Genomic DNA, 16,602 nt, shown 5'->3' with positions numbered 1-16,602 from the left:
CGGTCGAAGAACGACGGCGACGGGCAGGTCTCCTGGCTCACGGGTCAATGTCGTTCCGGCCGCCTTCTCAGGGACATGCCCCAATGGCAGAATGGCCGCACGGCTCGCCGCTTACAGTTGCAGGGGCAGCCCGGGCATTGCACCCGCGTTCCCTTTTGATCCCCTTGCGGGGAACCTGTCGCGGCACCGGCCCTATCCCGCGCCGCGGCGCGGTGCAAGAGCCCGGCGCTTGCGCGGCTGCGCGAAGTGCCATAGTCCGCCGCCGTCTCGCAGGGCCACATGCCTGCCTCTGCGCCGAGAGGATCGAAGCGGTTGCGTCACTTTCGAACTTGTCCGTCCATCGCTGCGCCTCGGCGATATCGAGGCGCAGCGCGATGACCGCCTGCCCGGCGCTGCTCGTCACGGCACCGTCGTCCGGACAGGGCAAGACGCTCGTCACCGCTGCCCTGGCGCGCCGCCATGTCCGTGCGGGGCGCAATGTGCGCGTGTTCAAGTGCGGGCCGGATTTCCTCGACCCCATGGTTCACCAGGTGGCCAGCGGCGCGCCCGTCCATCAGCTGGACCTCTACATGTGCGGCGAGGATCAATGCCGCGCGCTGCTGCACGAGGCGGCGCAGGAGGCGGACCTCATCCTGGTCGAGGGCGTGATGGGCCTGTTCGACGGCACGCCTTCGTCCGCAGACCTCGCCCGGCACTTCGGGCTGCCGGTCATGGCGGTGGTCGACGGATCGTCGATGGCCCAGACGTTCGGGGCGCTGGTCCACGGCCTCGCAACCTACCGCAAGGATGTGACACTGGCTGCCGTGCTTGCCAACCGCGCAGGCAGTGCGCGCCATGCCGACCTGCTGGAACGCGGCATGCCGGAAAACGTGCGATGGCTCGGTGCGATGCGGAGGGATGCCGATGCGGGCCTGCCCGAAAGGCATCTCGGACTGGTCCAGGCGCGTGAGATCGCGGATATCGACGCCCGCATCGACCGCGCCGCGGATCTCCTGCCGGAAAGTGCGCTGTGGTTGCCGGATCCGGTTGCATTCCCTGCGCCGGATGACGCTGTGCCGCCGCCCGCCGCTCTGGCAGGCAAGCGCATCGCCATTGCGCGAGACGCGGCGTTCGGGTTCATCTACCCGGCCAATCTCCGCTTCCTCGAACGCGCGGGCGCCGATCTTTCGTTCTTCTCGCCGCTGCGCGACGACGTGCTGCCGGACTGCGACGCCCTCTGGCTGCCCGGCGGCTACCCGGAACTTCATCTCGCCGCCCTTTGCGCCAATGGCGCGATCATCGCGGCCATCCGGAGGCATTTTCAGGCCGGCAAGCCGATCCTCGCGGAATGTGGGGGCATGCTCTATGCCAGCGAACGGCTTGAGGATGCGTCGGGGGCGAGTGCGGCGATGCTCGGACTATTGCCCGCGCGCGCGACCATGCAGACGCGTTTCGCGGGGCTCGGCATGCAGAAGGTCCAGTTGGACGGCCATGAGGCGCGCGGCCACACCTTCCATTACTCCAGGCTCGAAACGGATGCGGTTCCGGTCGCCGTCGCCCGCACGCCCGATGGGCGCGAGGGAGAACGGATCTTCCGGCACGGCGCGCTTACGGCGAGCTACATGCACTTCTACTTCCCGTCCGCGCCGGAACTGATCGCGGGGCTGCTGGGATAGGCGAAGACCAGACATCGCCCCCACCGCCCTGTCGGCGGCGGAGGCGAGCGAGGATCAGCTCACGCGATGGCGGGCAGCTTCGCGAGGTACTTGTCCAGTGTGATCGGATAGTCGCGCACCCGTACGCCGGTAGCGTTGTAGACGGCGTTCGCCACCGCCGCGCCCACGCCGCACAGTCCGAGTTCGCCGACACCCTTGGCCTTCATCGGCGAGACCTTGTCGTCGGCCTCGTCGAGGAAGATCACCTCCTGGTGCGGGATATCGGCGTGGACCGGCACTTCGTAACCGGCAAGGTCGTGGTTGACGAAGAAGCCGAACCGCCTGTCGACCGCCAGTTCCTCCATCAGCGCACCGCCGACGCCCATGGTCATGGCGCCGATCACCTGACTGCGCGCCGTCTTGGGATTGAGAATGCGCCCGGCCGCGCAGACCGCCAGCATGCGCCGCACCCGCGTCTCGCCGGTGTAGGAATCAACCGCCGCTTCCACGAAGTGCGCGCCGAAGGTCGACTGCTGGAACTTCTTCGCCAGATCACCCCACTGCATGGCCTCTTCGGCCACGATCTCGCCTGACTTCGCCGCTTCGGCAAGCGAGGCCGAGCGGTTGCCCGCGCGCACTTCGCCGTCGATGAACTCTGCCGTCGCCGGGTCCATGCCGAGCCTTTGAGCCACCGCTTCGCGCAGTTTCACGCAGGCCGCATAGACGCCCGAGGTGGAACTGTTGGCCCCCCATTGGCCGCCCGACCCCGCGGAGGCCGGGAACGAGGAATCGCCGAGCTTCACGCGGACTTTCTCGACCGGAAGGCCCATCATCTCCGCCGCCGTCTGGGCGATGATCGTGTAGGAGCCGGTGCCGATATCGGTCATGTCGGTTTCGACCGTCACGACGCCGTCACCGGCAAGCCGCACCCGCGCGGCGGACGTCATGTTGATGTTGTTGCGAAACGCCGAAGCGACGCCCATGCCGATCAGCCAGCGGCCTTCCCGCACCTGCCCCGGCTTCGCCTTGCGGCGGCTCCAGCCGAACCGCGCCGCCCCCTCCTGCAGGCAGCGCACGAAGTTGCGCTGGGAGAATGGCCGTTCGGGATGCTCGGGATCGACCTGGGTGTCGTTGAGGACGCGGAATTCCACCGGGTCCATGCCCAGCTTTTCCGCCGTCTCGTCGATCGCGATCTCCAGCACCATCATGCCCGGCGCTTCGCCGGGCGCGCGCATGGCATTGGCTTCGGGAAGGTCGAGTTCGGCAAGGCGCATGGCGGTCAGGCGGTTGGCCCCCGCATAGAGCAGTCTGGTCTGCTGCGTCGCCACTTCCGGACCGCCGCCGGGAAGATCGCCGGACCAGCTCTCGTGACCGATGGCGGTGATGCGGCCCTCCTTGGTCGTTCCGATACGGACGCGCTGGATCGTGGCCGGGCGGTGCGTGGCATTGTTGACCATGAACGGGCGCGGCAAGGCGATCTTCACGGGCCGGCCGCATGCCTTGGCGCCGAGTGCCGCCATCACCGCATCGGCGCGCAGGAACAGTTTTCCACCGAAACCGCCGCCGACGTAAGGCGAACGGACATGGACCTTCTCGGGCGGCATCTTGAAGGTCGCCGCCAGTTCCTTCTTGTTCCAGGCGATCATCTGGTTCGAGGTCCAGACGGACAGGGCGTCCCCTTCCCACCAGGCGATCGTGGCGAAAGGCTCCATCATCGCGTGGTTCTGGTCGGGCGTCGTGTAAGTCTGATCCAGTTGCACCGGCGCCGCCGCGAAGGCGCCTTCGAAATCGCCCGTATGGGTATCGGCATCGTTGCCGGTGAGAGGCTGCGCACCGGGCTTCGCCTTGGCAAGGTCGAAGCGGCCGGAGCCGCGCTCATACTCGATCCGCACCGCATTGGCCGCGCTGCGCGCCTGTTCGAAGCTCTCGGCAACGACCACCGCCAGTGCCTGATGGTAATGATCCACCTCGGGGCCGCCAAGCAGCTTGGCGGTGTTCATCTGGCCTTTGCCGAGCGGCTGCGCATTCTCGGCGCTGACGACCGCAAGGACGCCGGGCATCCGCTTTGCCTCGGCCGTGTTCATGGAGGCGACGCGGCCCTTGGCGATGCCGGCGCCGATCACGTAGCCGTAGGCCGGCTTGCCGGGTACGTCCTTGTGCTCATAGGCATAAGGTGCCTGGCCGGTGGTCTTGAGCTTGCCGTCCACGCGATCGACCGCCTGGCCGATCACCTTCATCGCGTCTATGGGGTTGGCGCCCGCAGGCGTTTCGAACTTCATGCGCGGTTCTCCTGCATGACGGCCGCAAGCGTCCGTTCGGCCAAAGTGACCTTGAAGGCATTCTCATGCGTCGGACGCGCGTCGGCAAAGGCGGTGCGGGCCACGGCGCTGGCGCCGCTGCGCATCTTCGCATCGGCTGCTTCCACCCGCCAAGGCTTGGGCGCGACACCCCCGAACGCCACCCGGCCGCTGCCGTCCTCGTTCAGCACTGCCGCCACCGAGACCAGGGCGAAGGCATAGGACGCACGGTCACGAACCTTGTGGTAGAAATGCCGCCCGCCCAGCGGCTTGGGCAAGGTCACTGACGTGATCAGTTCGCCGCGCTGGAGCACGTTCTCCACATGCGGCGTATCACCCGGCAGACGGTGGAACTCGCCGATCGGCACGCTGCGGGTCGCGCCCGAGGCATCGACGGTTTCCACTGCGGCATCGAGCACGCGCAGGGCGATGGCCATGTCGCTGGGATGCGTGGCGATGCAGGCGTCGCTCGTGCCGATGACACCGAGCTGGCGGCTGAACCCGCCGATCGCCGCGCAGCCGGAGCCGGGCTTGCGCTTGTTGCAGGCCTGGTTGGTATCGTAGAAATAGGGGCAGCGGGTGCGCTGAAGCAGATTGCCGCCGGTCGTCGCCTTGTTGCGAAGCTGGCCCGATGCCCCCGCGACGATCGCGCGGGTGAGGACGCCATAATCCCGCCGCACCCGCGCGTCCGCCGCCAGCGCGGTGTTGCTGACCAGGGTGCCGATCCGCAATCCGCCTTCCGCGGTCTCCTCGATCTTGTCGAGTCCGAGATCCTGCACGTCGACGAGGTGCGTCGGCGTCTCGATCTCCAGCTTCATCAGGTCGAGCAGATTGGTGCCGCCCGCGATGAACTTGCCGCCCTTGTGACCGGCGACGGCGGCAGCCGCCGCGGCGGGCGTCTTCGCCCGTTCATAGGTGAAAGCCTTCACGCCCGGACCTCCCCGTCCCGCATTTTCGCCTCATGCGTTTCGGCAATCCGAACGCCCGCCACCTCGGCCATGGCCTCGGCGATGTTCGAATAGGCACCGCAGCGGCAGATATTGCCGCTCATGCGCTCGCGCATCTCCAGCACGGTCATCTCGGGAGTGCCGCTGACGTCGCCCTGGACATGGCTTGGAATGCCCGCCTTGATCTCCTCCAGCACCGCCACGGCCGAGCAGATCTGGCCGGGTGTGCAATAGCCGCACTGGAAACCGTCGTGCTTGACGAAAGCGGCCTGCATCGGATGCAGATCCTCCGGCGTACCCAGCCCCTCGATCGTGGTCACCGCATCGCCTTCATGCATGACCGCAAGGCTGAGGCACGAATTGATGCGCGTGCCGTTGACGAGGACGGTACAGGCTCCGCACTGGCCGTGGTCGCAACCTTTCTTGGTGCCCATCAGGCCGACATGGTCCCGAAGCGCGTCGAGCAAGGTCGTGCGCGTGTCGAGCATCAGCGCCTGCGCCTTGCCGTTGATCTTGAAAGTCACCGCCATCTTGGGAGGCTGATCTGTCATGGGTGCCGCTCCTTCCGCGACGGACGGAATGGCGGAAATGCCGACGCTCGCAGCGCCGCCCGCCAGAACCGCACGTCTGGATACCTCGAAATGCGCCGTTTCGCTCATTGCCCGTCCTTCTTGCCCGAGACGGCAGTTTCCGTCCGGGCGATACGATAGCGTAAGACAAGGAAATTCGGCACTGCGCTAATTCGCATGCTATCATGAACGGCGCTCATCAACGAGCGTTCCCGATCAGCAGGGCGGACAGGCGAACGCCGTTATGGTCCGCGGTCATCCGGCCTCGCGAAGCAGGTTCCGTCCCTCGTCCTTGGCCCGATACAGGGCGCGATCGGCACGGGCCATCAGCTGCGCGCAATCCATGTTGCCGCTCAGCGAAGCCAGTCCCATGCTCACCGTCACTTGCTGGAGATCCAGCGGCTCCCAATCGATCGCCTCCACGGCGCGGCGGACCCGCTCGGCGACGGCGAAAGCCATTTCCGGGCTGGTTGCCGGCAGCACGATCAGGAACTCCTCACCGCCGATCCGCCCCACGAGGTCGGTGCCCCGGATCGCCGATGCGCAGACTTGCGCGACGCGGCGGATCACCTGATCCCCCACGGCATGGCCGAAGCGGTCGTTGATCTGCTTGAAGCGGTCGATGTCGAGCACGGCCACGCAGAGGGACCCTTCCAGAACCGCCGCTCTGCCTATCTCCGCTTCGAGGAAAGACAGCGCCTTGCGGCGATTGGCGATCTCCGTGAGCGCATCCGTTTCGGCCAGGTGGATCGCTTCGTCCGCCCGCGCTTCGGCGCGGGCCCGCGCGCTGGCCAGTTCCATCGCCGCCAGCACGCGGCTGGTGACATCCTGGAAGATGCCGAATATCGCAGCCGGCTTTCCGTCTTCGCGCAGCTCGACCTCGCTGCAACTGTAGACATAGCGGATCTCGCCGTCGGAGCGGACGATCCGGGCTTCGAATTCGCTGGGCTTGAGCGTCTCCAGGCTCCGGGACAAGGTGCCTTCCACCAGCGCGCGGTCTTCCGGATGATAGAAGTTGACCGCCCTGTCGAGCGCCGGGGACGGCCCGGGATCGAGGCCATGAATGTGGAACACCTCCACCGACCAGAACAGGCGCTGCTCGGCCAGTTCAAGCCGCCAATGCCCGACTTTGGCGATGCCTTCGGACATTTCCAGCCACCGCTTGCCGCGTTCCACTTCCGCGAAGCTGCGGTCCCGCATCGCCATGAGTGCCGCCAGCGGAAGGGCGGAAATGAGCAATGTGAAGAGGTAGAACTGGAAAAACAGCACTTCCGTTGCCGGGCCAGCATCGAGCAGGCCGATGCTCCCGCGTCCCTGCCAGATCGACACGGACCCGATCGCGGCGATGATCAGGATGCTGCACGTAGCGCCGGTCGCGCCCAGGATATAGGTCGCGAAAAGCACGCTGAGCAGCGGCAGGAACAGCAGCGGATAAGTCGATTGCAAAAAGACGCCGCCGGCCGTCACGGTGACCAGCAGCAGGACCAGCGCCGTGCTCGCAGCATTTCGTTTCGCCCTGGTCGTCCCGCCGGGTCCGGGGTGGGCGAAATTCATGATCAACGGGACCACGATCATGATGCCGAGCGCAACCGTCGTCAACCAGGACAGGAACATGTGCCCGAAGCCATGGCCGGTCAGCAGGCTGACGATCGCCGCACTCGTCAACGACGCCAGGACCGCGGCCAGGCAGAAGCGCAGGATGGCGGCGATGTGGAAGAACGAATCGTTGCGCCGCTGGATGTCCCGCATGATCCAGAAGGCGACCAGGGCCTCCGCCACGTTGGCGACCGTCTGTCCCAACGACGCAATGGCCGCGCCGCTCCACGCGAAATTGGCAAGGAAGCTGGCACAAGCCAGCGAGAGCAACACCCATCGCCGCTCACCCGGCATCGCCAGCAAGAGCGCCGCCACGGCGACACCGCTGGACGGCCAGACGGTGGCGATCCCGTCCGCTCCTCTCGTCAATTGAAGCGCGATGACGGCAAGAACAAAATAGAGCAGGCCCGCCAGGACCGCGATCCAAACCGTTCGCCGAAGATTATTGCTACCCACATGAGGCAGATAGCCGTCCTGGCGGTCGATTTCGAGCCAAGAACGAACGCTGCCGTCAATTTAGGAAGCCCCGATCCGGGACAATCCGAAGCCGCGCCCCGGCTCGACCATCGATCGTCACGATTTCGCTGAGACAAGCAGCTGGCGGAGCGGGAGGGATTCGAACCCTCGATACGCTTTTGACGTATACTCACTTTCCAGGCGAGCGCCTTCGACCACTCGGCCACCGCTCCGCATGCACTGGTAAGGCGGGCGCCCTAGCCTGCGTTGAAGGGTTCCGCAAGCCGTCTCGGCATGCCATCACGCACTTGATGCAAAAATTCTTTTCCGCCCTCGCGGTTTCCGCCGTTCTGACAGCACCGGGCCTGGCCGAGGATCCCCCTTCGGCCCGCACGCCGAACGATATCGTCGCGGCAGCGCCCGCCGGTGCGTGGAAGCGGATCGCGCCTTCCGATCTCCTGGTGATGGACCTTGCCCCCGATGCCGCGGGCAAGCTGCGGCGGGTGGTGATCCAGTTGATCCCGGCGCCGTTCTCGCAAGGCTGGGTGGGGAATATCCGCAGGCTGGTAGCCGCGCGCTGGTATGACGGGATTGCCGTGGTGCGGGTTCAGGACAACTACGTCGTCCAATGGGGCGATCCCGAAGGGGAGAACCCCGCGAACGCCAAGCCGCTGCCCAAGGGGCTCAGCGTCGTTAGCGAAGCCGACTACGTCTCCGCGATCGAGAGCACGATGATGCTGGCCGACAAGGAAGGCGATCTCGGCAGGATGCGGGCCAACATGGCGTTCGCGGGCGGAGAAAAACGCTTCGCCAAATTGATTTCGGCAGGCAACGACCCCTACGCGGGCACGATGATCGTCGATGGCTGGCCCCTGGCCATGGGCCCTCTCGAGAGCGCTTCCTCCATGGGTCGAACCAGCGGCAGTCCCGGCCTTTTCCCGGAGCGGGAGAGGATTGCGGCTGACCGCGCTGCCTATGCCTGGCCCGTGCACTGCTACGGCTATGTCGGCGTCGGGCGGAACAATTCGCCCGACACCGGCTCCGGCGCCGAACTCTACGCCGTGATCGGCCATGCGCCGCGTCAGCTCGATCGCAATGTGGCGATCGTCGGGCGGGTGATCTCCGGGATCGAGAACCTGTCCGCCCTGCCGCGCGGCAGCGGGGACATCGGCTTCTACAGGACGCCTCAGGAGCGCGTGGCGATCCGCTCCGTGCGCATGGGCAATGAAGTGACCGGCCTTCCGGAATACGAATATCTCTCAACCGACAGCCGCAGCTTCTCGGCCTACGTGGAGAAGCGCGCCAACCGTAAGGACGACTTTTATATCCACCCCGCCGGCGGCGTTGATGTCTGCAACGTGCCGGTGCCGATCCGCGAGGCCTCGCGATGACGTTGCTGGAACAGCTCCATCACACCGGCCGCCTCTGGCGCTGGACCGGCGGTTCGGGCAGCGGAACCTGGCATTTCGTCACCATCGACGGGGCAGCGGGCGAGGCGCTCTCCGGCACGGCGGTGATGCGCAAGCTGGAAGGGACCGCGCGCGGCTTCGGATCGCTGAAGGTCAAGGCGCGGATCGGCGCCACCAGCTTTGCGACCTCGGTATTTCCCGGCAAGTCCGATGACGGGGCAGCGGAGCAGGTCTGGCTGCTGCCGGTAAAGGCCGCCGTCCGCCGCGCGGAGGGGCTGGCGGAAGGGGATGCGGTGGAAGTCAGCCTGGATTACTGACTTCCACCAGGATCAGATGCGGGACGCTTCGGCCACCGCCTCGCTGGCGCGCAGGGCGCTGACGATGCGGGTGAGGTGCGCCAGGTCGCTCACTTCCAGATCGGCCTCGTAAGTGCCGAAAGGCTCGTCGCGGTGGACCATCTGCAGGTTGGTGACGTTCGCCCGGTTGGAGGCGAGGATCTGCGTCACCTCGGCCAGCGTGCCGGGCCGGTTGTAAAGCACCAGGCTGAGGCGACCGACGGCGCCGGTCGTGCGCTCTCCCCATGACAGGTCGAGCCAGTCCACGTCGGCGCCGTTGGCCAACGTCAGGCAGTCGATCGCATGGACTTCCACTTTGTGATCGGGACGCCTGATGCCGACGATCCGGTCTCCCGGAACCGGATGGCAGCATTGCCCCAGTTCGAAGCCCACGCCGGGCGTGAGGCCGCGAATCGAGATCGCTCGTTCGGTAAGGGCCCATTCGGCTTCATCGGGCAGTTCGGCGGTGCTGCCGGGCACCAACGCTTCCATGACCTGACGGTCGGTGAGACGGGCGGAGCCGATGGCGAACATCAGGTCTTCCTCGTCACGCATGTCGAGGCGCTGGATGGCGCCGTCGATCGCCTTCTTGCCGATCCGGCCGGGCAGGCGGCCGACGATCTCGTCGAGCAGCTTGGCGCCGATCTCGGCCACTTCCTGCCGCTCCTTCGCACGCACCGCGCGGCGGATGGAAGCGCGCGCCTTGCCGGTGACGACGAAGCCGAGCCAGGAAAGCTGCGGCTCGGAGGTCGGGCTCTTGATGATCTCCACCACGTCGCCGTTGGCAAGCTGGGTGCGCAGCGGCATGTGGCGGCCGTTGATCTTCGCGCCGACGGTCGCATTGCCGAGATTGGTGTGGACCGCATAGGCGAAGTCCACTGCCGTCGATCCCTTGGGCAACTGGAACAGCGCGCCCTTGGGCGTGAAGGCGAAGATGCGGTCCTGGTAGATCGCCATCTTGGTGTTTTCGAGGAGTTCCTCGGCATCGTGGCTGGCGTCCACGATCTCGATCAGGTCGCGCAGCCAGCCCACCTGCCCGTCGGGCCGGGTGCCTCCGCCCTGCTTGTAGGCCCAGTGCGCGGCAAGGCCGAACTCGTTGGTGCGGTGCATCTCGCGCGTGCGGATCTGCACTTCCATGCGCATCGAGCGCTCGAAGATCAGCGCCGTGTGCAGCGACTGATAGCCGTTGGACTTGGGCGTCGAGATGTAGTCCTTGAAGCGCCCCGGGATCATCTGCCAGGTCTGGTGCAGCACGCCCAGGGCCTTGTAGCATTCCTCGACATCATCGGTGAGGACGCGGAAGGCCATGATGTCGGTGATCTGCTCGAAGGTGACATGGCGTTCGGCCATCTTGCGCCAGATCGAATAGGGGTGCTTTTCGCGCCCCGAAACTTCGACGTTCAGCCCCGCCTCGGCCAGGGCCTGCTTGATGGACAGCGCGATCGCATCGACCTGCCCGCCTTCCTCGCTGCGGATCTGCGCGAGGCGGCCGGTGATCGTGGCGTAGCCTTCCGGTTCCAGCTGCTCGAAGGCGAGCATCTGCATCTCGCGCATATACTCGTACATGCCCACGCGCTCGGCGAGAGGAGCGTAGATATCCATGGTCTCGCGGGCGATGCGGCGGCGCTTGTCCTCCTTCTTGATGTAGTGGAGGGTTCGCATGTTGTGCAGACGGTCCGCCAGCTTCACCAGCAGGACCCGCAAGTCCTCGCTCATGGCCAGCAGGAACTTGCGCAGGTTCTCCGCCGCGCGCTCGTTCTCGGTCATCACCTCGATCTTGGAGAGCTTGGTGACGCCGTCCACCAGCCGCGCGACATCGGGCCCGAACAGCCGCTCGATCTCGTCGATCGTCGCCAGCGTGTCTTCCACCGTGTCATGGAGCAGCGCGGTGATGATCGTCTGCTGGTCGAGCTTGAGCTCGGTCATCAGACCGGCCACTTCGACCGGGTGGCTGAAGTAGGGATCTCCCGAGGCCCGCTTCTGCGAGCCGTGCTTCTGCACGGTGTAGACGTAGGCACGGTTGAGCAAGGCTTCGTCGGCCTGGGGCGCGTATTCCTTAACGCGTTCGACAAGTTCGTATTGGCGCAGCATTCCCGGACTTCATGTCAGGATTTTTCGCGACGCGGCAAGGCCCGAGTCGCAAGGTGCAAATTATGCAACGGAACTGTGGCAAACGCACCACCTGATCTTCCGGTTTGCTGCGCGACATGAGCAGGAACAAGGGAAGCAATCGTTTGTGCAGGAAGTCCCCGAAGCCTGGCCCTAACTCTGCGAGGAACAGCGCTGGAATAGGATCCAGAACAGAGCGGGTGCCGCCCGCCGAACGTGAAGCGCTCAGGAGTCCGGCATGGCGCGCGAAATGCCCCCGACGATCTACATATCGCACTTTGGAACGACCGAATCGGAACTGGCGAAAGCATCCTTGCTGCCGCCGAGACACGTTCAGCCACGTGCCCCGCGTCAGCGCACGCTGATCGCTGCCAGGCTGCTGCGGGTGGGGACGCCGGAACACGCCGTCATCGTCCGCAATGTCTCGGTGCGCGGTGCCTTGCACCGCGACGTGCCGCTGCCCGGCGAGATCGTTGCCATCCGCCTGCCCGAGAACGTCGAACACCTTGCCGAAGTGCGCTGGACCGATGACCGGGAATTCGGCGTGGAATTGTTCTCCACGCTCGACGTGGAGAAGCTTGGCGCGGCGAACCGGCGGCGCCACCGGGTCTTCCTCGACCTGATGGATGCCAGCTTCACGGCACCGATGCCGGTGACCGTCGTCGCCCGCCTCTGACCCTGGCGGGAGCCGGCCGTGAAGGCCGGCTCCCGCCCTTCCTGATCAGGCGATGGTGGGCAGGATGCCGCCCTCCGCCCTCAGCGCCGCGCCATTGGTGGCCGATGCCAGCGGGCTGGCCACGAAGGCGACCATGGAAGCCACCTCGTCCGCCTCGATCAGGCGGCGGATCAGCGAAAGCGGACGCAGCTTGGTGAAGAATTCCGCTTCGCGCTCGGCTTCGGAGGCATCCTTGTTGTCCACGACGGAACGGATGAACTCGACGATGCCTTCCGACCGGGTGGGGCCGGGCAGGACCGAGTTTACCGTGACCTGCGTTCCGCGCGTGGCATCCGCCATGCCCCGGGCCACGGCGAGTTGCGCGGTCTTGGTCATGCCGTAGTGGACCATCTCGCCGGGGGTCATCAGACCGCTCTCGCTGGAAATGAAGATCACCCGCCCCCAGTTGCGCTCCAGCATGCCCGAGAAGTAGTGGCGCGAGAGGCGAATGCCGCTGAGGACGTTGACCTCGAAGATATCGCGCCATTCCGCATCGGTGATCTCGACGAAGGGCCGCGCCTCGTAGATGCCGAGGTTGTTGACCAGAATGTCGACGTGCGGAACCGCCTCGATCAGAGCCTTGGCGCCTTCCTCGGTGGCCGGGTCGGCCAACACGGCGCGAACCTTGCCGAGCCGGCCGACCAGCTCTGCGGCGGCATCGAGCTTGGCCTGGTTGCGGCCGGTCACGATCACCTCGGCACCCTCGTCCGCAAGCTTGGCGGCGATGGCCAGTCCGATGCCGGCGGTCGATCCGGTGACGAGCGCAGTCTTTCCGGCGAGCTTGAGATCCATGGTAGAAATCCTTCCTATCTTGCAATCGGCTAGCAAGATAGGCGATCCCCCCAGGATCGATTAGACCGCTTTCAGGCGGCGCAGCTTTGCTCCCCGGGCAAAGGTCCTGCTCAGGACCAGGTCGCTTCCGGCGGCAGGCTCATCAGGATCGCGTCGATATTGCCGCCGGTCTTGAGGCCGAACAGCGTGCCTCGGTCGTAGACGAGGTTGAACTCGGCGTAACGGCCGCGCCATTCGAGCTGGACCGCCTTGTCCTCGGCACCGAACGCCATTCCCATGCGACGACGCACCAGGCGCGGGAACACGGCCAGGAACCCCTCGCCCACCGCGCGCGTAAAGGCGAAGTTTGCCTCCCAGCCGGCAGGATCGGCGCATTCCAGATGATCGTAGAAGATCCCGCCGACACCGCGATGGACCTTGCGATGGGGGATGTAGAAATAGTCGTCCGCCCAGGCCTTGTAGCGATCGTAATATCCCTCACCGTGGGCATCGCAGGCCGCCTTGAGTTCGGCATGGAACGCCTCGGTATCCTCCTGATACGGGATCGGGGGATTGAGATCTGCACCGCCGCCGAACCAGGCCTTGGTCGTGGTCAGGAACCGGGTGTTCATGTGCACGGCCGGGACATGCGGATTGGCCATGTGCGCAACCAGGCTGATCCCTGTGGCCGAGAACGCGTTCTGCTCGGCGGATGCGCCATTGATCGTCCCTGCGAAATCCTTCGACAGCTCGCCGACGACCGTGGACACGTTCACGCCCACTTTTTCGAAGACCTTGCCCTTCATCAGGCCCCGCGTGCCGCCGCCAGTCTCACCGCCACCGCCAGCCTCGCCTTCCCGGCCGCCTTCCACCGCTGCCCGCTTCCACGGACTGTATTCGAAAGCGGCCGACGATCCCGCTTCCCGTTCGATCGCCTCGAACTCGGCGCAAATGCGGTCGCGCAGCGTCTCGAACCACGCGCGGGCGCGGGCGGTTTGGGCAGTCCAGTCTTGAGCGGGCCGGTCGGTCATTTGGTTTCCTTTTCCGCCCGGCGCTTGCCAAATCGGGCGGGCTGCGGCAAGGGAAAGACATGGTTCCCTTTTCGTTCCTTTCCCAGGAATTGCGTCTGGTGCCCCCGCCCCCTGGTTCGGGAGCAGGACGCGGTGCCGCACTTTACTGGCCGCGTGAAGAAGCGCTGCTGGTGGCGGACCTGCACCTGGAAAAGGCCAGCTTCTTCGCCCGGGGCGGACAGATGCTCCCGCCTTACGACAGCCGCGAAACGCTGGAACGGATCGCGCTGGCGGTTCGGCAGACCGGCGCACGCAGAGTTTTCGCGCTTGGCGACAACTTCCACGACAGCAAGGGAACGCAGCGACTCGATCCCCATGCCGCCGGCATGCTCGGCGCCCTCACCCGCGCGCTCGACTGGGTGTGGATCACCGGCAATCACGATCCTCACCTCGGCAGCGAAGCGGGCGGCACGCGCGTGGACGAGGTCGCGGTGAACGGCATCGCCCTGCGCCACGAAGCGAGGCCGGGTACGACCGGGCCGGAGCTTTCCGGCCACTTCCACCCGCGCCTGATCGTCCATGCGCGCGGCCGAAGGATCGCCCGTCCTTGCGTGGTGCACAGCGGTAACCGTTTGATTCTTCCAGCTTTCGGCGCTCTCACCGGCGGCATGGACGCGGCCGATCCGGCGATTTTGAAGGCCCTGCAACCGGCGGAAGAGATCAACGCGCTCGTCACCGCGAAGGATCAACTTCTCCGTTACCCCCTCTGGCGATCCGCGGCCTGATACCTATATGACGTCATGGCCATTTCCCATGGCCGGGGCGTCCGGTAGAATTTGCACAATTCGTGCTTTGCGTGTCGATGCGATTCGCATTAATGACGCCCGCACTCGCCTAGCGACAGAAACGATTCAGGAGAACGCTTATAGCACCCCCACCACGGCGTATGATGACGCCACCGGTCAAGAGCGGACCGCGCTACAATAACATGATCCAGTCGGACAAGGTCCGCGTGATCGACCAGGACGGCGAGAACATCGGCGTCATGTACACGCGCCAGGCGATCGAGCAGGCGGCCGAGGTCGGCCTCGACCTGGTTGAAGTCTCGCCCAACGCGGATCCGCCGGTGTGCAAGTTCCTGGATGTCGGCAAGTTCCGGTATGAGGCTCAGAAAAAGGCCAATGCCGCGCGCAAGACCCAGAAGACGCAGGAGATCAAAGAGATCAAGATGCGTCCGAACATCGACGATCATGACTATGACACGAAGATGCGCAACGTGCAGCGGTTCATCACCGATGGCGACAAGGTGAAAGTCACCCTGCGCTTCCGCGGCCGTGAGCTTTCGCATCAGCAGCTCGGCATGAACCTGCTGCGCCGCGTGCAGGAAGACGTCGCCGACATCGCGAAGGTCGAAGCCTACCCGCGCATGGAAGGCCGCCAGATGCTGATGGTGCTCTCGCCCAAGTAAGGGCTGCACGTCGGATATGGCAAAACGCGAAGGGCGCGCCGCAAGGCGCGCCCTTTGTGTTTTGGCTGAAGCGGCTCGCGTTATCGTCGTCCCGACCGCTTGGCTTAGCCCTTCCACTCGCGGCGATCTTCCGCCGCACGCAGGACTTCGTAGGCCAACTGATAGGTCTGAAAGGCCTTGGCCGCTTCGGGATCGTTCGGCTTCACGTCCGGGTGCACTTCCTTGGCCTTGGTGCGCCAAGCCTTGCGAACGGCGTCGAAATCGGCGTCCGGGTCAAGGCCGAGCGCTTCGAGCGCACGCAGTTCGTCGCGGCTGCGGCTGCCATCGCCGGACGTCGCCCAGCCGTAGTGCGCCGATTCCTTGTAGCCCGCGTTATGGGTCTGCTCGTCCGATTCCCGGCGCGCGGCTTCTTCCGCGTCCAGCCCGGCAAAGTAGTCCCATCCGGCGTTGTATTCGGCCGCATGCTTCTGGCAGAAATACCAGCGATCCGGGCTGTTGGGGCTTTTGGGCGCGGGGCAGTTGCCGGGCTCGGTACAGCCATGCCGATCGCACAGGCGCACTTGCGCGGCCTCGCGCGAGCTGCCGTAGCTGCGCCAGCGCGGGAAACCCCAGTCCATCGATCGACCTGCGCGACTCATTCGACGGGCGATACCTGTCCTCATGAAGCCAATGCAAGTGCGTATCCATGCGAGAGGCCCGGCTCGCAGGTGCGAACCGGGCCTTTCATTGCTTCAATCCGCTGTCAAATCAGTCGATCGTGACCGTAACCGCGCGGCGGTTCTGGGCCCAGGAGGCCTCGTCCGAGCCAAGCGCGATCGGGCGTTCCTTGCCGTAGCTTACAGTGTTGATGCGCGAGGCATCGACGCCGAGGCTGACGAGGTAGTTCTTGGCCGCATTGGCGCGGCGTTCACCCAGGGCGAGGTTGTATTCGCGGGTGCCGCGCTCGTCGGCATGGCCTTCGATGGTAGCGCGCTTGCTGGGATACTGCTGCAGCCACTGCGCCTGCTTCGACAGGGCTGCCTGGTCGGCCGAGTCGATGCTGTCTTCGTTCAGCTGGAAGTAGATGGTATCCGAACCCATCATGCGCGCCACGAAGTCGGCCTGGCTGCCCGGCTGCGGGCCGCTGGCGGACGGAGCCGGCTGGGTGGTGGTTGCCGGGCCCGGCTCGGGCGGCAGTTCCTTGGGCGCCTTCGAAGCGCAGGCCGACATGGCGAGTGCCCCGGCGATCAGGAGCATTGTCGATCCGGTCTTCACATGACGGGGGTACATGAGGGCAGGCATGAGGC

General features: G+C 65.6%; 15 protein-coding genes, 1 tRNA gene and 1 riboswitch. Of the genes, 6 read left to right on the top strand and 10 right to left on the bottom strand.

Going from position 1 to position 16,602, the window contains the following annotated elements; genetic code table 11:
• Positions 1-5 precede the first annotated feature (5 nt).
• Positions 6-194, bottom strand: a riboswitch (cobalamin riboswitch).
• A gap of 180 nt (positions 195-374) precedes the next feature.
• Complete coding sequence (locus L284_RS30720; RefSeq protein WP_021233155.1) at positions 375-1,655, top strand: cobyrinate a,c-diamide synthase; 1,281 nt, start codon at positions 375-377, stop codon at positions 1,653-1,655.
• A 59-nt stretch (positions 1,656-1,714) separates the two neighbouring features.
• Here L284_RS30720 and paoC read toward each other — a convergent pair whose 3' ends face one another.
• The 5 genes from paoC to L284_RS30695 form a co-directional block, all read right to left on the bottom strand.
• A complete protein-coding gene (gene paoC, locus L284_RS30715; RefSeq protein ID WP_021233154.1) occupies positions 1,715-3,913 on the bottom strand; it encodes an aldehyde oxidoreductase molybdenum-binding subunit PaoC in 2,199 nt (732 codons plus the stop codon).
• Positions 3,910-4,860, bottom strand: a complete 951-nt coding sequence (locus tag L284_RS30710; protein WP_021233153.1) for an FAD binding domain-containing protein — start codon at positions 4,858-4,860, stop codon at positions 3,910-3,912. The genes paoC and L284_RS30710 overlap by 4 nt, the downstream gene beginning before the upstream one ends.
• Positions 4,857-5,537 (bottom strand): aldehyde dehydrogenase iron-sulfur subunit PaoA, encoded by a 681-nt coding sequence (gene paoA, locus L284_RS30705; protein WP_021233152.1) that lies wholly within the window; start codon positions 5,535-5,537, stop codon positions 4,857-4,859. The genes L284_RS30710 and paoA overlap by 4 nt, the downstream gene beginning before the upstream one ends.
• Before the next feature lie 165 nt (positions 5,538-5,702).
• Positions 5,703-7,499, bottom strand: coding sequence for a sensor domain-containing diguanylate cyclase (locus L284_RS30700; protein WP_021233151.1), 1,797 nt, complete (start codon positions 7,497-7,499; stop codon positions 5,703-5,705).
• Positions 7,500-7,641: 142 nt separating this feature from the next.
• Positions 7,642-7,732: transfer RNA gene (locus tag L284_RS30695), tRNA-Ser, on the bottom strand.
• A 78-nt stretch (positions 7,733-7,810) separates the two neighbouring features.
• Here L284_RS30695 and L284_RS30690 point away from each other — a divergent pair.
• Positions 7,811-8,890, top strand: coding sequence for a peptidylprolyl isomerase (locus L284_RS30690; protein WP_021233150.1), 1,080 nt, complete (start codon positions 7,811-7,813; stop codon positions 8,888-8,890).
• A complete protein-coding gene (locus tag L284_RS30685; protein WP_021233149.1) occupies positions 8,887-9,225 on the top strand; it encodes a DUF1905 domain-containing protein in 339 nt (112 codons plus the stop codon). The genes L284_RS30690 and L284_RS30685 overlap by 4 nt, the downstream gene beginning before the upstream one ends.
• A gap of 12 nt (positions 9,226-9,237) precedes the next feature.
• Here L284_RS30685 and L284_RS30680 read toward each other — a convergent pair whose 3' ends face one another.
• Positions 9,238-11,334 (bottom strand): RelA/SpoT family protein, encoded by a 2,097-nt coding sequence (locus L284_RS30680; protein WP_021233148.1) that lies wholly within the window; start codon positions 11,332-11,334, stop codon positions 9,238-9,240.
• A 256-nt stretch (positions 11,335-11,590) separates the two neighbouring features.
• Here L284_RS30680 and L284_RS30675 point away from each other — a divergent pair, with 256 nt between their 5' ends.
• Complete coding sequence (locus L284_RS30675; protein WP_021233147.1) at positions 11,591-12,028, top strand: hypothetical protein; 438 nt, start codon at positions 11,591-11,593, stop codon at positions 12,026-12,028.
• A 45-nt stretch (positions 12,029-12,073) separates the two neighbouring features.
• On the opposite strand, the gene L284_RS30670 is transcribed toward L284_RS30675, so the two are convergent.
• Positions 12,074-12,859: an SDR family NAD(P)-dependent oxidoreductase gene (locus L284_RS30670; RefSeq protein WP_021233146.1), complete on the bottom strand. Its 786-nt coding sequence runs from the start codon at positions 12,857-12,859 to the stop codon at positions 12,074-12,076.
• Positions 12,860-12,969: 110 nt separating this feature from the next.
• Positions 12,970-13,869: an oxygen-dependent coproporphyrinogen oxidase gene (gene hemF, locus L284_RS30665; RefSeq protein ID WP_021233145.1), complete on the bottom strand. Its 900-nt coding sequence runs from the start codon at positions 13,867-13,869 to the stop codon at positions 12,970-12,972.
• A 59-nt stretch (positions 13,870-13,928) separates the two neighbouring features.
• Here hemF and pdeM point away from each other — a divergent pair, with 59 nt between their 5' ends.
• Positions 13,929-14,633: a ligase-associated DNA damage response endonuclease PdeM gene (gene pdeM, locus L284_RS30660; protein WP_021233144.1), complete on the top strand. Its 705-nt coding sequence runs from the start codon at positions 13,929-13,931 to the stop codon at positions 14,631-14,633.
• Between the two features lie 161 nt (positions 14,634-14,794).
• Entirely contained in the window at positions 14,795-15,316 is a 522-nt protein-coding gene (gene infC / locus L284_RS30655; RefSeq protein ID WP_021233143.1) for a translation initiation factor IF-3, read from the top strand.
• A 104-nt stretch (positions 15,317-15,420) separates the two neighbouring features.
• Here infC and L284_RS30650 read toward each other — a convergent pair whose 3' ends face one another.
• Together L284_RS30650 and pal are read right to left on the bottom strand one after the other, a co-directional pair.
• Complete coding sequence (locus L284_RS30650; RefSeq protein WP_031341656.1) at positions 15,421-15,954, bottom strand: J domain-containing protein; 534 nt, start codon at positions 15,952-15,954, stop codon at positions 15,421-15,423.
• Positions 15,955-16,063: 109 nt separating this feature from the next.
• A complete protein-coding gene (gene pal / locus L284_RS30645) occupies positions 16,064-16,597 on the bottom strand; it encodes a peptidoglycan-associated lipoprotein Pal (protein WP_235054315.1) in 534 nt (177 codons plus the stop codon).
• Positions 16,598-16,602 lie beyond the last annotated feature (5 nt).

Origin of the sequence: Novosphingobium lindaniclasticum LE124, from assembly GCF_000445125.1 — a bacterium.
Lineage (GTDB): Bacteria > Pseudomonadota > Alphaproteobacteria > Sphingomonadales > Sphingomonadaceae > Novosphingobium > Novosphingobium lindaniclasticum.
This window is presented reverse-complemented; position numbering and strand designations above follow the sequence as displayed.

Excerpts from the sequence above, each read along its gene's own strand:
- L284_RS30650 (WP_031341656.1), bottom strand. The coding sequence starts at position 15,954 with ATGAGTCGCGCAGGTCGATCGATGGACTGGGGTTTCCCGCGCTGGCGC.
- L284_RS30720 (WP_021233155.1), top strand. The coding sequence starts at position 375 with ATGACCGCCTGCCCGGCGCTGCTCGTCACGGCACCGTCGTCCGGACAG.
- paoA (WP_021233152.1), bottom strand. The coding sequence starts at position 5,537 with ATGAGCGAAACGGCGCATTTCGAGGTATCCAGACGTGCGGTTCTGGCG.
- hemF (WP_021233145.1), bottom strand. The coding sequence starts at position 13,869 with ATGACCGACCGGCCCGCTCAAGACTGGACTGCCCAAACCGCCCGCGCC.
- L284_RS30680 (WP_021233148.1), bottom strand. The coding sequence starts at position 11,334 with ATGCTGCGCCAATACGAACTTGTCGAACGCGTTAAGGAATACGCGCCC.
- pal (WP_235054315.1), bottom strand. The coding sequence starts at position 16,597 with ATGCCTGCCCTCATGTACCCCCGTCATGTGAAGACCGGATCGACAATG.
- L284_RS30685 (WP_021233149.1), top strand. The coding sequence starts at position 8,887 with ATGACGTTGCTGGAACAGCTCCATCACACCGGCCGCCTCTGGCGCTGG.
- L284_RS30670 (WP_021233146.1), bottom strand. The coding sequence starts at position 12,859 with ATGGATCTCAAGCTCGCCGGAAAGACTGCGCTCGTCACCGGATCGACC.
- pdeM (WP_021233144.1), top strand. The coding sequence starts at position 13,929 with ATGGTTCCCTTTTCGTTCCTTTCCCAGGAATTGCGTCTGGTGCCCCCG.
- paoC (WP_021233154.1), bottom strand. The coding sequence starts at position 3,913 with ATGAAGTTCGAAACGCCTGCGGGCGCCAACCCCATAGACGCGATGAAG.
- L284_RS30690 (WP_021233150.1), top strand. The coding sequence starts at position 7,811 with ATGCAAAAATTCTTTTCCGCCCTCGCGGTTTCCGCCGTTCTGACAGCA.
- L284_RS30675 (WP_021233147.1), top strand. The coding sequence starts at position 11,591 with ATGGCGCGCGAAATGCCCCCGACGATCTACATATCGCACTTTGGAACG.
- infC (WP_021233143.1), top strand. The coding sequence starts at position 14,795 with ATGATGACGCCACCGGTCAAGAGCGGACCGCGCTACAATAACATGATC.